Consider the following 14,424-nt stretch of genomic DNA (forward strand, 5'->3'; position numbering starts at 1 on the left):
GGGTGACCGAGCGGACCGCGGAGCAGGGCATCCGACGTCCGGCGAACAGGATCCCCGCCCCCGTCTGCGCGCACACTGCTGGCCGGCGATGACGACACGCGTGACCTGACGGGCGGCGGACCCGCGCAGGTCGCCCGGGACGGACGTCCCGCCCGGTCGTCACGAACCACGCACCACCACACCCCGACACAACGAAAGCGTTGAACAAAGTGAACACGACGGATGCTTCGCAGATCGAGTTCGGTATCGACAGCTTCGGAGACCGGCCCCGAGACGACCAGGGCGTGATCGTCTCGCATGCGCAGGCGATCCGCGCGGCGGTGGCCGAAGCGGTCCTCGCCGACCAGGTCGGTATCGACGTTGTCGCGTTGGGCGAGCACCACCGGCCTGAGTACGCGATCTCCAGCCCTGAGACAGTACTGGCCGGCATCGCGACGACCACGAAACGCATCCGGCTCGCCTCGGGCGTGACAGTGCTGTCCTCGGACGACCCGGTGCGGGTTTTCCAGCGGTTCGCCACGGTCGATGCGCTCTCCAACGGTCGCGCCGAGGTCATCCTCGGACGCGGTTCCTTCACCGAGTCGTTCCCCCTGTTCGGGTACGACCTCAAGGACTACGAGGTGCTGTTCGAGGAGAAGATCGACCTTTTCCATCGACTCCTGGACGAGAAGCCGGTCACCTGGGAAGGCACCACGCGCGCCGCCCTGCACGATGCGGACGTGTACCCGAAGACGGATTCGGGACGTCTCAAGACCTGGGTAGGGGTCGGCGGGACGCCGCAGTCCGTGCTCCGCACCGCTCAGTACGGGTTCCGGCTCATGCTGGCCATCATCGGCGGCGCCCCTGACCGGTTCGCTCCCTACGTGGATCTGTACCAGCGTGCCAGTGACGAGTTCGGCACGACCGCACAGCCGGTCGGGATGCATTCGCCCGGCTTCGTCGCCTCCACCGACGAAGAGGCCAAGGAGCTCTTCTACCCCGGGTACAAGGAGATCCGCGACCGGATCGGGGGGCAGCGCGGCTGGCCGCCGCTCCGCCGGGAGGAATTCGACGCCGAAGTGGGCCGCGGTTCTCTGTATGTCGGCTCGGTCGAGACGGTCGCGACCAAGATCGCTCGTGCCATCCGGGTACTGAACGCGGGCCGGTTCGACTTGATCTACTCCGCCGCCGGCACCGTTTCCGCCTCCGCACGTCTCCGTTCCGTCGAGCTGTACGGCACCCAGGTCATCCCTCGGGTCCGCGAGCTTCTGGCCGAGCAGCCCGCCACCACGGCGGGAGCGACGCGATGACCAACCCCGTCACCACTATCGGGATCCTGGGAGCCGGGAAAGTCGGCACCGTCCTGGCGCGCCTGGCGGTCGCCGCCGGCTATCGAGTCCTGATCTCAGGGTCCGGTGACCCCTCCAAGATCGCGCTCACCATCAAGATCCTCACCCCCGGAGCGACCGCCGTGTGGCCGGCCCAGGCCGCGGATGCCGCCGACGTGGTGGTCCTGGCTCTCCCGCTCGGCAAACACCGCGACCTCCCCGTTGCGGAGTTGGAGGGCAAGCTGGTCATCGACGCGATGAACCACTGGTGGGAGGTCGATGGTCCCCGCGACGGGATCCTCCCGCCCGACACCTCTTCGAGCGAAGTCGTTCAGCGGTTCCTGACGGGCGCACATGTCGTGAAAGCCTTCAACCACATGGGCTACCACGACCTCGAAGACGAGGCTCGTTCCGCCGGCGGCCTCGGACGCAAGGCCATCGCGCTCGCCGGTGACTCGCCCGAGGATCTCAGCGTGGTGTCCGCGCTGATCGACACGCTCGGATTCGACCCCGTCACCATCGGCGACCTCGCAGCGGGCATCAGGCTTGAGCCGGGAACCCCCGCCTTCGGAGCCAATGTCGACGCCGACCAGCTTCGCGTGCTCACCGCCACCCCTGCTCCGACAAAACTCATGGAACCCTCGTAACAGAAACACCGGTGCATCCGTGACCGGTCCCGGCTCGATCTCGTCAGATTTTCAGGAGTGTCACGCGCGCCACGCTCGGCGAAGCGCGAAGTCATCTCCCGGGCGGCATCGACCATTTGACGCCATGAAGCACTGTCAGGTGCAGCCCGATACCAGGGCACACAACGCGGTTCGCACAGCGTGAAGATTGCAATTATGCATGGAGGACGAATGCGGCCCATCATTCCCGACTATTTGGCCGAGGTGCTGGGAGATGTGGCGTCGGACACGTCCGGAGAGCCGGCGGGATACATTCCTGAGCTGGCAGCAGCGGATCCCGAGCGCCTCGGTGCGGCCTTTGCCATGATTGGCGGAGAAGTCTATGGTGCCGGTGACTTCGATATCGAGTTCACCATCCAATCGATCTCCAAACCGTTCGCGTATGCGTTGGCCCTGTCTGATCGCGGATTCGACTCCGTGCTCGCCAAAGTCGGTGTCGAGCCGTCCGGAGAGGCGTTCAACGAGATCTCCCTCGAAAGCGACACCGGGCGCCCTCGCAATCCCATGATCAACGCCGGCGCGATCACCGTGCACTCACTGACCGGCGCGGAGGACCTGAATCCGGCAGAGCGTGTGGAACGCGTGCTCCACGGCCTCTCGGCTTTCGCCGGCCGTCGGCTGAGGATGGACGAGGCGGTATGTGCGTCAGAGATGGAGAACGCGCACCGCAACCTCGCCATCGCGCACATGCTCCGCAGTCACGGCATCCTCACCGAGGATCCCAGGCCCATCGTGGACGGCTACACCCGCCAGTGTTCCGTGCTCGTCACCACGCGAGATCTGGCCATGATGGCCGCGACGTTGGCCAACCGCGGTGTGAACCCTCTCTCGGGTGAGCAGGTGGTTCCGGAAGCGGTGGTACGTCAGGTGCTGAGCGTCATGTTCAGCTGTGGAATGTATGACGCCGCTGGTGACTGGGCGACGCAGGTCGGTATTCCGGCGAAGAGCGGGGTGGCCGGGGGCCTGATCGGCGCGCTCCCCGGGCAGATCGGAATCGCCACCTTCTCACCACGACTGGACAGGCACGGGAACAGCGTTCGCGGGGTGTCGCTGTTCGAGCGATTCTCCTCGGACATGGGTCTGCATGTGATGGAGGTCCCCGCCGCTGCGCGTGCCGTCGTGCGGTCCAACCATGTCGTCGGCAGCGGACCGGGCGCGCTCCGGGTCCTGCAACTGCAAGGTGGCATCGGCTTTGCCGGAGCCGAGAGAATTGTGCAGGAAGCCGAGGGAATTTCACCTTCGGATGTCAGGGTGGCCTTGGATCTGACAAGGGTCCATTCGATCGACGACGTGGCACGGCGCATGTTGCTGGAGGTCGTACGCCGGCTGACGCTGGATGGTCATGAGGTCTACCTCGTCGATCCAGAATCGATCATTCCCGATCCCGATCCCGGCGATGGTGGCCGAGTCACGGTCGTCGACAACGTGGGACACGCCGACCTGCACACTGCGACCGCGGGAGGAGGTCAGATCGGTTGAACGCGCACGGTGGGATTCGCGCCCCACCGCAGGCCGATGCGGAGCCGCGACATCTCTGCCCCGCCCTCCGATAACACACAGTTTTCACACGCATGATGTCGGCCGGCGTTCGTTTCGCCGGCCAGAAGGGGAAGAAACCATGGGTTACATCACCGTCGGCACGGAGAACAGTACGCCGGTCGAGCTCTACTACGAGGATCAGGGTTCCGGTCAGCCGGTCGTCCTGATCCACGGCTACCCCCTGAACGGGCACAGCTGGGAACGCCAGACGCGCGAGCTGCTGGCCCAGGGCTACCGGGTCATCACCTATGACCGTCGGGGCTTCGGCCAGTCGTCGAAGGTGAACTCCGGTTACGACTACGACACCTTCGCCGCCGACCTGAACACGGTCCTTGAGACCCTCGACCTGCGGGATGTCGTCCTCGTCGGCTTCTCGATGGGCACCGGGGAACTCGCCCGCTACGTGAGCCGCTACGGTCATGAGCGTGTCGCGAAGCTCGCCTTCCTCGCCTCGCTCGAACCGTTCCTCGTCGCCCGCGACGACAACCCCGACGGGGTGCCGCAGGAGGTCTTCGACAACATCGCCGCGACCGCGAAGGCGGATCGGTACGCCTGGTACAAGCAGTTCTACTCGGACTTCTACAACCTCGACGAGAACCTCGGCACGCGTATCAGCGAGGAGGTCGTGACCGGTAGCTGGAACGTCGCGATCCTCAGCGCTCCGGTGGCCGCGTACGCCGTGGTGCCGGCATGGATCGAGGACTTCCGCGCCGACGTCGAGGCGGTCCGCGCGAGCGGCAAGCCCGCGCTGATCCTGCACGGTACGAAGGACAACATCCTGCCGATCGACGCCACCGGGCGCCGCTTCCACAAGGCGCTCCCCGAGGCCGACTACGTCGAGGTCGAAGGAGCGCCGCACGGCCTGCTCTGGACCCACGCCGACGAGGTCAACACCGCGCTCCGCGACTTCCTCGCGAAGTGACGGTGGATGACTTGCGCTTGCCCTGACGGCTTCTCATGACGCGGAACCGCGTCATCGCCGTCGACGAGGGGCGTATGTGACTCCGAGCCGATGCTGAGGCGCCACATACGCCCCTCGGGGTCCGTCAACGCAACGGATGCCTGACCCGGCGGCACCCACCACACCAGTGTCCGTTCACCGGTCGTCATACCTGACGGCACCTCATATCGACGGCCCGACGCCCGCACGCCACCGACCACCCCCCGCGCGGGGTCCACGGAAGGGAATCACCGCCCATGAGCGAGGAAACGCCGGCTCCTGATCTCGGTCACGGTCCGATCCGGAGAATCGTCGATCGTCTGAGCGCACATCATGAACGGGCGAAGCAGCAGCATCAGGAAGCGGACATAGCCGATTCGATCGCCAGTGCCACTTTCGACCTGGGGGCCGACATCGCACGCCCAGTCGCCCTTCCCCACGAGCTGGTCGGCTTCGACGCTGAAAGTGATCTCGGGATCGTCAAGCAGCCACCGGAGTGGCGCGCATAGGAAGGCGGCGCAGGGCACTGGACGAGCAAGGGGTCTGCTCGGGAAGGACACCGCCGCAGATCTCCCGAGCACCGATCGGTGCCGCAACCACAGCATCCTCCCTTCAGCGCCGATCGGTGCTGAAGGGAGGATGCTGTGATGCGGACTCAACCGGCTGGATCCTGAACTACCGGCCGGAGTACGGACGACAGCCAGTACCCGACACGGATCAGCGCCGGGGCAGCGGCGATGTCATGCCTCGTCACCGGTGGGCGTGTTCAGGAGCTGCATCTCCCAGGTGAAGGCCACACCGCTGGCACCGCCGTGCTGCGCCTGGACCTCGGCGACGCCCGGCACGGTCTTCTCGCGGGCCCAGTCGCGCTGCCACTCGGCCAGCACGGCCATCCAGGTGATCGGGGTGATGCCCGCCTGGATCATGCGCTGCACCGCGGTGTCGTGGGCTTCCTTCGAGACACCGCCCGACGCGTCGGTGACGACGTAGACCTCGAAGCCCTCGCCCGCCGCCTGTATCGCCGGCATGGCCACACAGATCTCCGTCCAGAGACCTGCGATGATCAGCTTCTTGCGTCCCGTCGCCTTGACGGCGTTCACGACACGCTCGTCCTGCCAGGTGTTGATGAAGGTCCTGTTGATCGGCTTCTGCTCCGGGAACACATCCTGCAGCCCCTGAAGGAGAAGGCCACCGCGCTCCTCCAGGACGGTGGTCAGAATGGTCGGAACGTCGAACACCTTGGCGGCCTTGGCGAGCCCGACGGCATTGTTGATGACCATCGTCGGTTCGTGGCTGTGCAGGTTGGCGACCTGGAACGGCTGGTGGTCGATGAGGGCGAGCACGCTCTCCTCGGGCGTCAGCAGCGCGCCGAGTCCGGCCTTGTTCTCAGTACCCACGAGATTCCCCTTCTGGAACTTTGCGTCCGCGGATCTCCGGCAGTGCACCGACCTCTCGGTACCCCGACGTGAAGAGATTCCGGTTGGCCGGGCCGGCGACCTCACACCATTTGGTTGACGCGTCACCGACCCTAGATGTCGATCGATGATGCGTCAACTAGTGATGTCCTTGGGCCTCCAGGCGAACCCGTCAGGCAGGCCACGCGCAACTGGGGCGCCTCGCTTACGAGTTGGCGCGTGACAGCGGGTCAGGTGTCAGTACTGGTGGATGACCTGATTCGCCTGAGGCAATCAAAGCCCGGCCGCCGGGCAACTGTCGGCAGCCTGGCCACCAGGCTGCCGGGGCGCATCCTTGCTACGCGATCGGTCCGTCGTAGTCCGTCCAGAAGTCGATGGCGTCCGACCGCGGCCGGGGTGCAGGCGCGCTGCCTTCACCAAACTCCATGACCTGCTCGGGTGCTTGCTCCACCGTGGGCCAGACCGGCAGGCCCGATCCGTTCGGGTCGCCCGTACGTACGAAATTGACCCAGTACGCGCTCATCTGGTCGCGCAATCTGTAATCGACCTCTTCGTATTCGGCGTCACCGTCCTTCCCGAGGTTGTCGTAGGCGTACATCACCTCCGCACCGTGGTAGGCGCCGAACTTCTCAAGGCCCTTTTCCGGCGGGACGCGAGTGAAGTAGTAGAGGTACGCGGCTGACTCGCCCGTTCGAGTCTGCAGGCGCGCCCAGCGGTGCATGGCGCGAGTCATGATCTTGTCGGTTTCGGCCTGCAGACGGGACGTCAGCACCTGTTCCTCGTTCTCACCGGGGTACAGACGCAAAAAGCGCTCCGCGTCCGCGCCGTACGTCGTGCGGACCGACTCCTGGTACTTGTCCACGTCGGTGTCCGGTGGGCTGGCCAGGGCGAGCGAGGCCTCGTCCGCGTTACTGCCGAGAAGGACCGGCACGTCCAGCTGGTCCCCGGATGCGTAGATCTCCGCCGGTGGCCGGTCCAGGAGGTGACCGTCGATGGAGGGACGCCAGTGAGCGTCGAGCGACTTGGCAGCGTCCAGGACGCGCTTGACGGGCATCCTGCGCATCTCCTCCACGGAGGCGCCCCCCAGCTTCTCGCTCAGACGTCTGCCGGCGTCCTCAGCCGCCGCCCTGGTGTCGGCCTGATCGTCCTTCTCGGTGTTTCCGGCCGTGCCCATGCAGGCCCCGCTCCCGGCGATGATGCCGTCCACCAGCCCTTCGGCGAGCGGCGTCGCGCCCAGAATGCATACGCTCGCGCCGCCGGCGGACTCCCCCGCGACCGTCACTCGGTCCGGGTCTCCGCCGAACGCCGCGATGTTCTGCCGGATCCATTTCAGCGCGGCGATCTGATCGAGGACCCCGTAGTTTCCTGAAGTGTTTTCCTTGGATTCTTTCGCGAGTTCCGGATGGGAAAGGAAGCCGAGCACGCCCAGTCGGTAGTTGAGCGTGACGACGATCACCTCACCCCTGGAGGCGAGTGCCTCGCCGTCGTAGAGCGGCAGGGCTCCCGAACCGGTCGTGAACCCCCCGCCCGGAACGTAGACGAGCACGGGAAGCCTCGCCGAGGCGGGCTTCGTGCTGTGCCAGATGTTGAGGGTGAGACTGTCCTCGCTGACCGGGTACGGGTTGAGGAACGTGTCCTCCAGAGGTATGTCGACGACCTGGGAAAGCGCCCGCGTGAAGAAGGTCGACGTGCCTTGGACGGGAACGTCCGAGAACCTGTCGGCGGTGAACACCTCGGAGCGCTGCTCGGGAGGCTGAGGCGGACTCCAGCGCAAGTCCCCCACGGGAGGCTGGGCGTAGGGGATGCCCGCGAATATCTCAACCGTGCGCTCGTCGTTGAGGACGCCTCGCACGGGCCCCTCCCGCGTGGGGACGAGCGCCGAAGCCCTGGGATCGGTCCCGCCCGCGATGCGGTTCTGCGCGGGTGGGTAGGCCAGGACGGCAGTGGCACTCACGAGTGCTCCGGCAAGCAGCCATGCCCCCACCTGGAGCAGGGCCCGCCCTCGCAGCCACCAGTGTGCGGTCACACCGAGGGCCGCGAGCAGCGCGCCCACGACTGCCCAACCCCACCACGGGCTCCGGTTGAGCCATGCGAGCACGGCCGCGATGGCGGTCAGGGGAAGGAGGGGTACCCAGTATCTGGGAGATCGAGTGAACCTTCGCCGCCGGCCTGGGCCCGCAGTGGCGTTCGCTTCGTCAACGCCCGGTGGATGAGTGTTTTTTCCGGTTCGCACTAAACCAATCCTTCGTTTCCCGGACAGCGCACACCTGCGTGCCGGCAGTCGATCGGGTATGTGACCCGCGATGCCCGGCCGTTCCCGGCCCCGCCGCCCTCTGCTGCTCCAAGGCGACTCGTCCGCCTCACCGCCGCACGACACGGCCCTATACCCAACCCCGCTCCCGTGCGAGACGCACCGCCGCGTGCCGGTTCTCCGCACCGAGCTTGCTCGCGGCCGACGACAGGTAGTTCCGTACGGTCCCCTCGGCGAGCGCGGCACGCTCGGCGATCTCCGCGAGGGGCGCCCCGTCGGCGGCGAGTTCCAGCACCTCGGCCTCCCGCGCGGTCAGCGGCGAGTCCCCGGCGGAGATCGCGTCGGCGGCCAACTCCGGGTCGACGTAACGGTTTCCGGCGTGCACCGTGCGGATCAGCTCGGCGAGCCGCTGGGCGCTGACCGTCTTGGGGACGAACCCGCGCACACCCGCCGCGAGCGCCCGCTTCAGATGCCCCGGGCGCCCGTGACCGGTCACGATCAGTACCTGGCAGGCGGGCAGCTCAGCCCGCAGCGATGCGGCGACCTTCACCCCGTCGGCACCGGGCATCTGGAGATCCAGTACGGCGACGTCCGGAGCATGTGCCCGTGCCATCGCCAGTGCCTCGGGGCCGGTGGCCGCCTCGGCGACGACGACCAGGTCGTCCTCCAGGGACAGCAGGGCCGCCAGGGCCCCGCGGATGAGGTGTTCGTCGTCGGCGAGCAGGACGCGCACGGTCGTCACGGGGCGACCTCCAGCGCGGCCCCCGCCGCGGCGGACGGCAGCGGCACCTGGGCCGTCAGGCGGAACACACCCTTGCCGACGGGCCCCGCCTCCAGCGTCCCGTCCACCGCGGAAAGCCGCTCCCGCAGCCCCGCGAGCCCGGAGCCGCCCGAGCCCGCCGAGGGACCGTCCGTCGGCGCCGCCACCCCGTCGTTCTCCACCGTCAGCACTACCCGCCCTTCCGACATCCGCACCATCACGGCGACCTTCTTCGCGTCCCCGTGCCGCAGCACGTTCGTGGTCGCCTCCCGCACCACCCAGCCGAGCGCCGACTGCACCTCGGAGGGCAGGCCGGCGGTCTCACCGGTGACCTCCGAGACGATGCCCGCCGCCGAGAGCACCCCCCGGGCGCCGGCCAGTTCGACCTCCAGGGCGGCCTCCCGGTAGCCGCGCACGACGTCCCGGACCTCGCGCTGCGACTCCTGGGCGATGCGCTGCACCTCGATCATCTGCTCCACCGCCTCGGGCCTCCCGCGCCGGGACAGCTGGACGGCCAGCTCGCTCTTGAGCGCGATCACCGACAGATTGCGGCCCAGCACGTCGTGCAGGTCCCGGCCGAACCGCAGCCGCTCCTCGGCGACGGCGAGCCTGGCCCGGGTCTCCTTGGCGTCGTCGAGGGTGAAGACCACGTTGAGCAGCCAGACGGAGAAGACCGCGGTGGCGGCGAGGAAGGCCCCGACCACCAGCAGGACGCACGCCGTGATCAGTGTGGCAGGCCACGGCAGGCCCGCCGCGAACGCCACGATCCCCGCGGCCGCCGCGAAACCGCTCACCAGCCCGATGACCCGCCGCCGGTCGTGATGCACGGCGAGCGCTATCACGCCGACGCCGAAGCCCTGCACCCCCACGAACACGCTGCGGGCCGTACTCTCGACGTTCTCGGGGCCGTGCTCCCCGATGACGACGGCGACGACCGCAAGGGCCTCGGTCAGGACGCCGAGCCCCCACAGCCCCCGCACCGGCAGTGCACGACGCCCGAGGGTCCAGTCCAGCACCCGTGCGACGGTCGCCATGGATGCCACGGCATGGATGCCGACCATCAGCGACAGCATGGTCGCCAGGCGCGGTCCCACGTGCGTGTACGTGGACAGACCGATACCGACGATCTCGCAGACCCCGAAGAAGACGAACGACCCCCGGGTGTACGCCTCCACCTTCTCCGGGGTGCTCTTGCGTCGCCACCATCCCCATGGTCTGGGCATGAATCCGCCGTTCCCACTCGGTCCGTACGTCAGTGCCGCGGTTCCCACCGGAACCGCCGCCGTACAGCGAACACCGCCAGCACGGTCCAGGCCACCGCCGTCGCCGTGGCACCAAGCGTCTCGGCTCCGGACAGGTCACCGGTCCAGCCGCCCCGGACGAGGGTGATCACGGGCGTCATCGGCAGCAGTTCGCAGACGGAGGCCAGCCGGTCGGGGAGCAGTTCCAGCGGGACGAACATGCCGGAACCGAGCATGGAGACGAACATGAAGGGCAGCGGTGTGATCTGCGCGCTCTCACCAGTCCTGGTGAGGCTTGCGGTGACCGCCGCGAGCGCGGCGCACATCACCAGGCCGAGCAGCAGTCCGAGGACGGACAGGTGGATCGCGGACGGCGCGGACAGGTCGAGCAGCACGGCGCAGCCCACGGCGAGCAGCAGGGACTGTACGAGCCCGCTGAGCAGGGCCGGCGTCGCGGATCCGGTGAGGATCTCCACGTCGCGCAGTTCGCCGGTGCGCAGCCGCTTGAGGACAAGTTCCTCGCGCCGGACGACGAAGACGCCGACGAGGGCCGAGTAGACGGCGAACAGCAGGGAGAAACCGACCGCGGCGGGCAGGATGAGCGTGCCGGCGGTCAGTCCGGCCTCGGCGAGATCCATCTCCTTGGCCGCCGACTTCACACTGAACGGCAGCACCAGCGGCACGAACAGGGCAGCGAACAGGGCCCCCTTGTTCCGTCCCATGAGAGTCAGTTCCGCGCGGGCCAGTGCGGCCATGCGCGACCTCGGCGTGCTGATCGCGCCACGCCGCGCCGAGGCACCCGGGGTGGCCGTGGTGGTGCTCATACGACGTACGCCTTCGTCGTGTCAGGTGCCGTTCCGTCGCTCGTCCGTGAGGCGACTTCTTTGGCGATGCTCAGGAAGGCTTCCTCCAGGGACGCCGAGCGGACGTCCAGGCGGCGCAGTTCCACTCCGGCCCGCCCGGCCCACACCAGCAGACCGGTCGCCGCACGCTGCAGCTCGCGGGTGCGCAGCAACACCATCCGGCCGTCGACCACATGGTCGCTCACGCCCAGTGAGGCGAGCGGTGGCAGGTCGCCCACGAAGTAGTCCGTGGGGAGTTCGAAGGAGATATGGGACGGCTGAGCCGCGGTCACCTCGGCCGGGGTCCCGGTGACGGCGATCCGTCCCGCGTGCATGATCGCGAGCCGGTCGGCGAGGTACTCGGCCTCCTCCAGGTAGTGCGTGGTCAGCAGCACCGTCGTACCGGCGTCACGCAGCGCGCTCACCAGCTCCCAGGTGTCGTGGCGGCCTTCGGCGTCCAGGCCGGTGGTCGGCTCATCGAGGAACAGCACCTCCGGGTCGCCGAGGAGCGCGAGCGCCAGGTCCAGCCGGCGCCGCTGGCCCCCGGAGAGCTGCTTCACACGGGTGCCGGTCTTCGACGTCAGTCCGACCAGCTCCAGGATCTCGGCCGGCGGGCGGGCCCCGCTCACGCACCCCGCCCACATCCGTACCGTCTCGGCGACTGTCAGTTCGGAGGGGAAGCCGCCCTCCTGGAGCATGACCCCGGTGCGGGGGCGTACGGCGGCCCGCTCGGTGTACGGGTCGTGCCCGAGGACACGCACTCGCCCGCCGGTCGGAGCCGCGAGGCCCTCCAGTAGTTCGACCGTCGATGTCTTGCCGGCGCCGTTCGTGCCCAGCAGCGCGAAGACCTCGCCGCGGCGCACGGAGAAGTCGATCCCGCGCACGGCCTCGAACCCGCCCCCGTACACCCGCCGCAGGTCCATGACCTCAATCACATGTTCGTGTCCGTCTGTTCTCATGTTTCAACCCTCTCCGCAGAAGCGCGGGGCACCCAGTGCGCCCTGTCACCAGCCGGCATGACAAACGTCATACGGCGGTGGTGTGCGAGGGAGGCATCGGTCACACGTCTCTCCCTTTCCTTCGCGTGCATCCGGTCGCCAGTTAGTTTACATGTCAACCACTGGGCCGCACACCTGCGCCTTCTCTCCGCGTCAGTTGACGACGCCGTGCTCCCACGCCCACGCTGCGATCTCCACACGGTTGCGGGCCCGCAGTTTGTCCTGGATCCGGCTCAAGTGGCTCTTCACCGTGCTCAGGGAGAGAGTCAGCTCCTCCGCGATCTCGTTGTTCGTGCGCCCTCGCGCCACGAAGCGGACGATCTTGTGCTCCTGCGGGCTCAGTCGCTGTGCGGCGGCCGAGTTCTCGGTGTGCTGCGGTGGGCTCAGGTGCTCCAGCAGCCGCACCGTGACGGACGGGGAGATGAGGGAGTCCCCTCCGGCCGCGGCATGCACCGCCTCGATCAGCAGCCGGGGACCGGAGTTCTTGACCACGAAGCCGTTCGCGCCGGCGCGCAGCGCGCGGTACACGTACTCGTCGAGGTCGAAAGTGGTCACGATGACGATCTTTGTGTCGTCCGTCGCGTTCCCCGGCGTCCGCCGGAGCCGCCGGGTGGCCTCAAGCCCGTCCAGCTTCGGCATCCGGATGTCCATGAGACACACGTCGGGGCGTAGCCGACGCACCACCTCGACAGCCTCCACACCGTCGGACGCCTCACCGATCACGGATATCTCGTCCTGTGCCTCCAGGATGAGGCGGAAGCCCGTCCTCACCATCTCCTGGTCGTCAGCGATCACTACTGAGATGCTCACCGAGGTTTCCTGTCTGCCCAGTTCAGGGGTATCGATGCGGATAGTTCCCAGCCGCCTTCCGGCATCGGCCCGCTGCTGAGTTCACCGCCGAGTTCGTCGACTCGCTCCCTCAGACCGATCATGCCGAACCCACTGGGCAGGAACCGGGGCCGTCCGTGGTGCTGGCCGGCCCCGTCGTCCCGAACATGGATGACCAGCCGGCCTGCCGCGACCTCCATCCTCACGTGTACGGCGGACGCGGTACGGGCGTGCTTGCGCACGTTGGTCAGACCTTCCTGAACCAGGCGCTCTGCGGTCTTGGCGAGCTGCGGTGGCCAGTCGTCGGCTTTCACCCCCTCGACGATCTCCAGCGAGACACGCTGTCCTGCCGAGTCGGCCCGCCTGACGAGTTCCTTGATGCTCGTCAGCACGGGTGTCACCGCGGCCTGCGCCGTCGCGGTTTCAGAGGTGCGCAGGAGCCTGACCATGCGTTGCATCGCCACCAGACCGTCCTGGCCGCTCTGCTCGATGTTGCTGAACAGCCTCCGTGCCGTCGCGGGGTCCTTCTCCACGATGTGCTCGCCGGCCTGGGCCTGAACAACGATGGCGGTGACGTAATGAGCCACGTGATCGTGCAGATCCCGGGCGAGGTCCAGCCGCTCGGCCCGCCGGACGTCGCGTGCGGCCGCCCGGCGCCTGCCGTCCTCGTTGCGCAGATAGCCGCCCAGCAGCACGAAGGCCATGGGGAGGAGGACGAACAAGCCGTCGATGTCCCTGAACACCGGCAGGTCCGATACCACCGGAGCACGCTCCTGCGTCCGCATCGCCGCGACGAACAGGGGAACCGAGCACACCATGGCCAGTGACGGCCGTGCATAGCGACCGGTCAGACACAGCAGGGCCAGAAGGCCGCACAGCTCGGCCCAGCCGGGGGTGCGCTGCAACACCGCGCCCTGCACCCATGACGTGGTGAGCAACGAACAGGCCGCCACGCAAAGGCTGAGCCCGCACGCGACGGCATGCCGGCCTGTGCCGTACAGCCATGTCTGCGCCGCTGCGGCTCCCAGGGCCAGGGCTCCGCTCGCCAGGACCGCCAGCCCTATATGACTCCTGCTCACGACAGACGCGTCGAGCAGGAAAGACAGTACGCACAGGCCCGTCATGACGCTGGGCCCGACGGCGGGACGGTGGGGCACACGGAGCATGGGCAGAACCTCAGGCAGCCCTTCAGCGGCGAGGAGAGTTTCGTACGTGCGGCCGTCCCCAGGGCGGCGGGTTCCGCCTCACGACCGAACCGACGCGGTCGTGTGTCACGAACAATAGGTCACACAGGACGAACGAACCACCTGCGCTCAGGAGTTGCCGTGACATCCGCCAAGGCCCGCCCCTGCCCTGTCCGGTGAAGAGGCCGTTGCAGACGGCGGGGACGCGGATCGAACCGGCGGCGGTGGCGTCCGCGATCGGGGCCGCTCCGGCTACGACGGCAGCGCCAGCACCCCCTTGGGACCCACGCGCTCTGCGCTGCGGGTCCCGCGGGGGTACGGGTCGCGCCGTACAGCACTCCGTCGTGTGGTGTCTCAGGTCTGGTTCTCGCCGCCGTCGACGTAGACGTTCGAGCCGACGACGTAGCTGCTCTGTTCCGAGGCCAGGAAGGCC

At 67.8% G+C, this 14,424-nt stretch carries 14 protein-coding genes; 5 read left to right on the forward strand and 9 right to left on the reverse strand.

The features are described from left to right. The first annotated feature begins 209 nt into the window (after nt 1-209). The 5 genes from ACIRFL_RS40940 to ACIRFL_RS40960 all read left to right on the forward strand — a co-directional run bounded on the left by ACIRFL_RS40940 (nt 210) and on the right by ACIRFL_RS40960 (nt 4,981). Nucleotides 210-1,289 carry an LLM class flavin-dependent oxidoreductase gene (locus ACIRFL_RS40940; RefSeq protein ID WP_404039942.1) on the forward strand — a complete coding sequence of 360 codons (1,080 nt, stop codon included), beginning with the start codon at nt 210-212 and terminating at the stop codon, nt 1,287-1,289. After that, complete coding sequence (locus ACIRFL_RS40945) at nt 1,286-1,954, forward strand: NADPH-dependent F420 reductase (protein ID WP_404039945.1); 669 nt, start codon at nt 1,286-1,288, stop codon at nt 1,952-1,954. The genes ACIRFL_RS40940 and ACIRFL_RS40945 overlap by 4 nt, the downstream gene beginning before the upstream one ends. 210 nt (nt 1,955-2,164) lie before the next feature. Next, nucleotides 2,165-3,472 (forward strand): glutaminase, encoded by a 1,308-nt coding sequence (locus ACIRFL_RS40950; RefSeq protein ID WP_404039948.1) that lies wholly within the window; start codon nt 2,165-2,167, stop codon nt 3,470-3,472. Between the two features lie 139 nt (nt 3,473-3,611). After that, nucleotides 3,612-4,454 (forward strand): alpha/beta fold hydrolase, encoded by an 843-nt coding sequence (locus ACIRFL_RS40955; RefSeq protein WP_404039951.1) that lies wholly within the window; start codon nt 3,612-3,614, stop codon nt 4,452-4,454. Nucleotides 4,455-4,729: 275 nt separating this feature from the next. Next, a complete protein-coding gene (locus tag ACIRFL_RS40960) occupies nt 4,730-4,981 on the forward strand; it encodes a hypothetical protein (protein ID WP_404039954.1) in 252 nt (83 codons plus the stop codon). 231 nt (nt 4,982-5,212) lie between these two features. On the opposite strand, the gene ACIRFL_RS40965 is transcribed toward ACIRFL_RS40960, so the two are convergent. The 9 genes from ACIRFL_RS40965 to ACIRFL_RS41005 form a co-directional block, all read right to left on the reverse strand. Further along, nucleotides 5,213-5,869: a hydrolase gene (locus tag ACIRFL_RS40965; protein ID WP_404039957.1), complete on the reverse strand. Its 657-nt coding sequence runs from the start codon at nt 5,867-5,869 to the stop codon at nt 5,213-5,215. Between the two features lie 355 nt (nt 5,870-6,224). Continuing rightward, the gene (locus tag ACIRFL_RS40970) at nt 6,225-7,940 is read right to left on the reverse strand and encodes a carboxylesterase/lipase family protein (RefSeq protein WP_404039961.1); all 1,716 of its coding nucleotides are present in this window, start codon (nt 7,938-7,940) and stop codon (nt 6,225-6,227) included. A 328-nt stretch (nt 7,941-8,268) separates the two neighbouring features. Further along, entirely contained in the window at nt 8,269-8,880 is a 612-nt protein-coding gene (locus tag ACIRFL_RS40975; protein WP_404039964.1) for a response regulator, read from the reverse strand. Then, nucleotides 8,877-10,121 carry a sensor histidine kinase gene (locus ACIRFL_RS40980; RefSeq protein ID WP_404039967.1) on the reverse strand — a complete coding sequence of 415 codons (1,245 nt, stop codon included), beginning with the start codon at nt 10,119-10,121 and terminating at the stop codon, nt 8,877-8,879. Before ACIRFL_RS40980 ends, ACIRFL_RS40975 begins: the two co-directional genes overlap by 4 nt. Nucleotides 10,122-10,150: 29 nt before the next feature. Further along, nucleotides 10,151-10,963: an ABC transporter permease gene (locus ACIRFL_RS40985; RefSeq protein WP_404039970.1), complete on the reverse strand. Its 813-nt coding sequence runs from the start codon at nt 10,961-10,963 to the stop codon at nt 10,151-10,153. Continuing rightward, nucleotides 10,960-11,940: an ABC transporter ATP-binding protein gene (locus ACIRFL_RS40990; RefSeq protein WP_404039973.1), complete on the reverse strand. Its 981-nt coding sequence runs from the start codon at nt 11,938-11,940 to the stop codon at nt 10,960-10,962. Before ACIRFL_RS40990 ends, ACIRFL_RS40985 begins: the two co-directional genes overlap by 4 nt. A 192-nt stretch (nt 11,941-12,132) precedes the next feature. Further along, the gene (locus ACIRFL_RS40995) at nt 12,133-12,753 is read right to left on the reverse strand and encodes a response regulator (RefSeq protein WP_404039979.1); all 621 of its coding nucleotides are present in this window, start codon (nt 12,751-12,753) and stop codon (nt 12,133-12,135) included. Between the two features lie 32 nt (nt 12,754-12,785). After that, nucleotides 12,786-13,931, reverse strand: a complete 1,146-nt coding sequence (locus tag ACIRFL_RS41000; RefSeq protein ID WP_404039976.1) for a sensor histidine kinase — start codon at nt 13,929-13,931, stop codon at nt 12,786-12,788. Nucleotides 13,932-13,995: 64 nt separating this feature from the next. Next, nucleotides 13,996-14,349: an amidase family protein gene (locus ACIRFL_RS41005; RefSeq protein WP_404039982.1), complete on the reverse strand. Its 354-nt coding sequence runs from the start codon at nt 14,347-14,349 to the stop codon at nt 13,996-13,998. Between the last annotated feature and the right edge of the window lie 75 nt (nt 14,350-14,424).

Origin of the sequence: Streptomyces sp. NPDC102462, assembly GCF_044765425.1 — a bacterium.
In the GTDB taxonomy this organism is placed as follows: Bacteria; Actinomycetota; Actinomycetes; order Streptomycetales; family Streptomycetaceae; genus Streptomyces.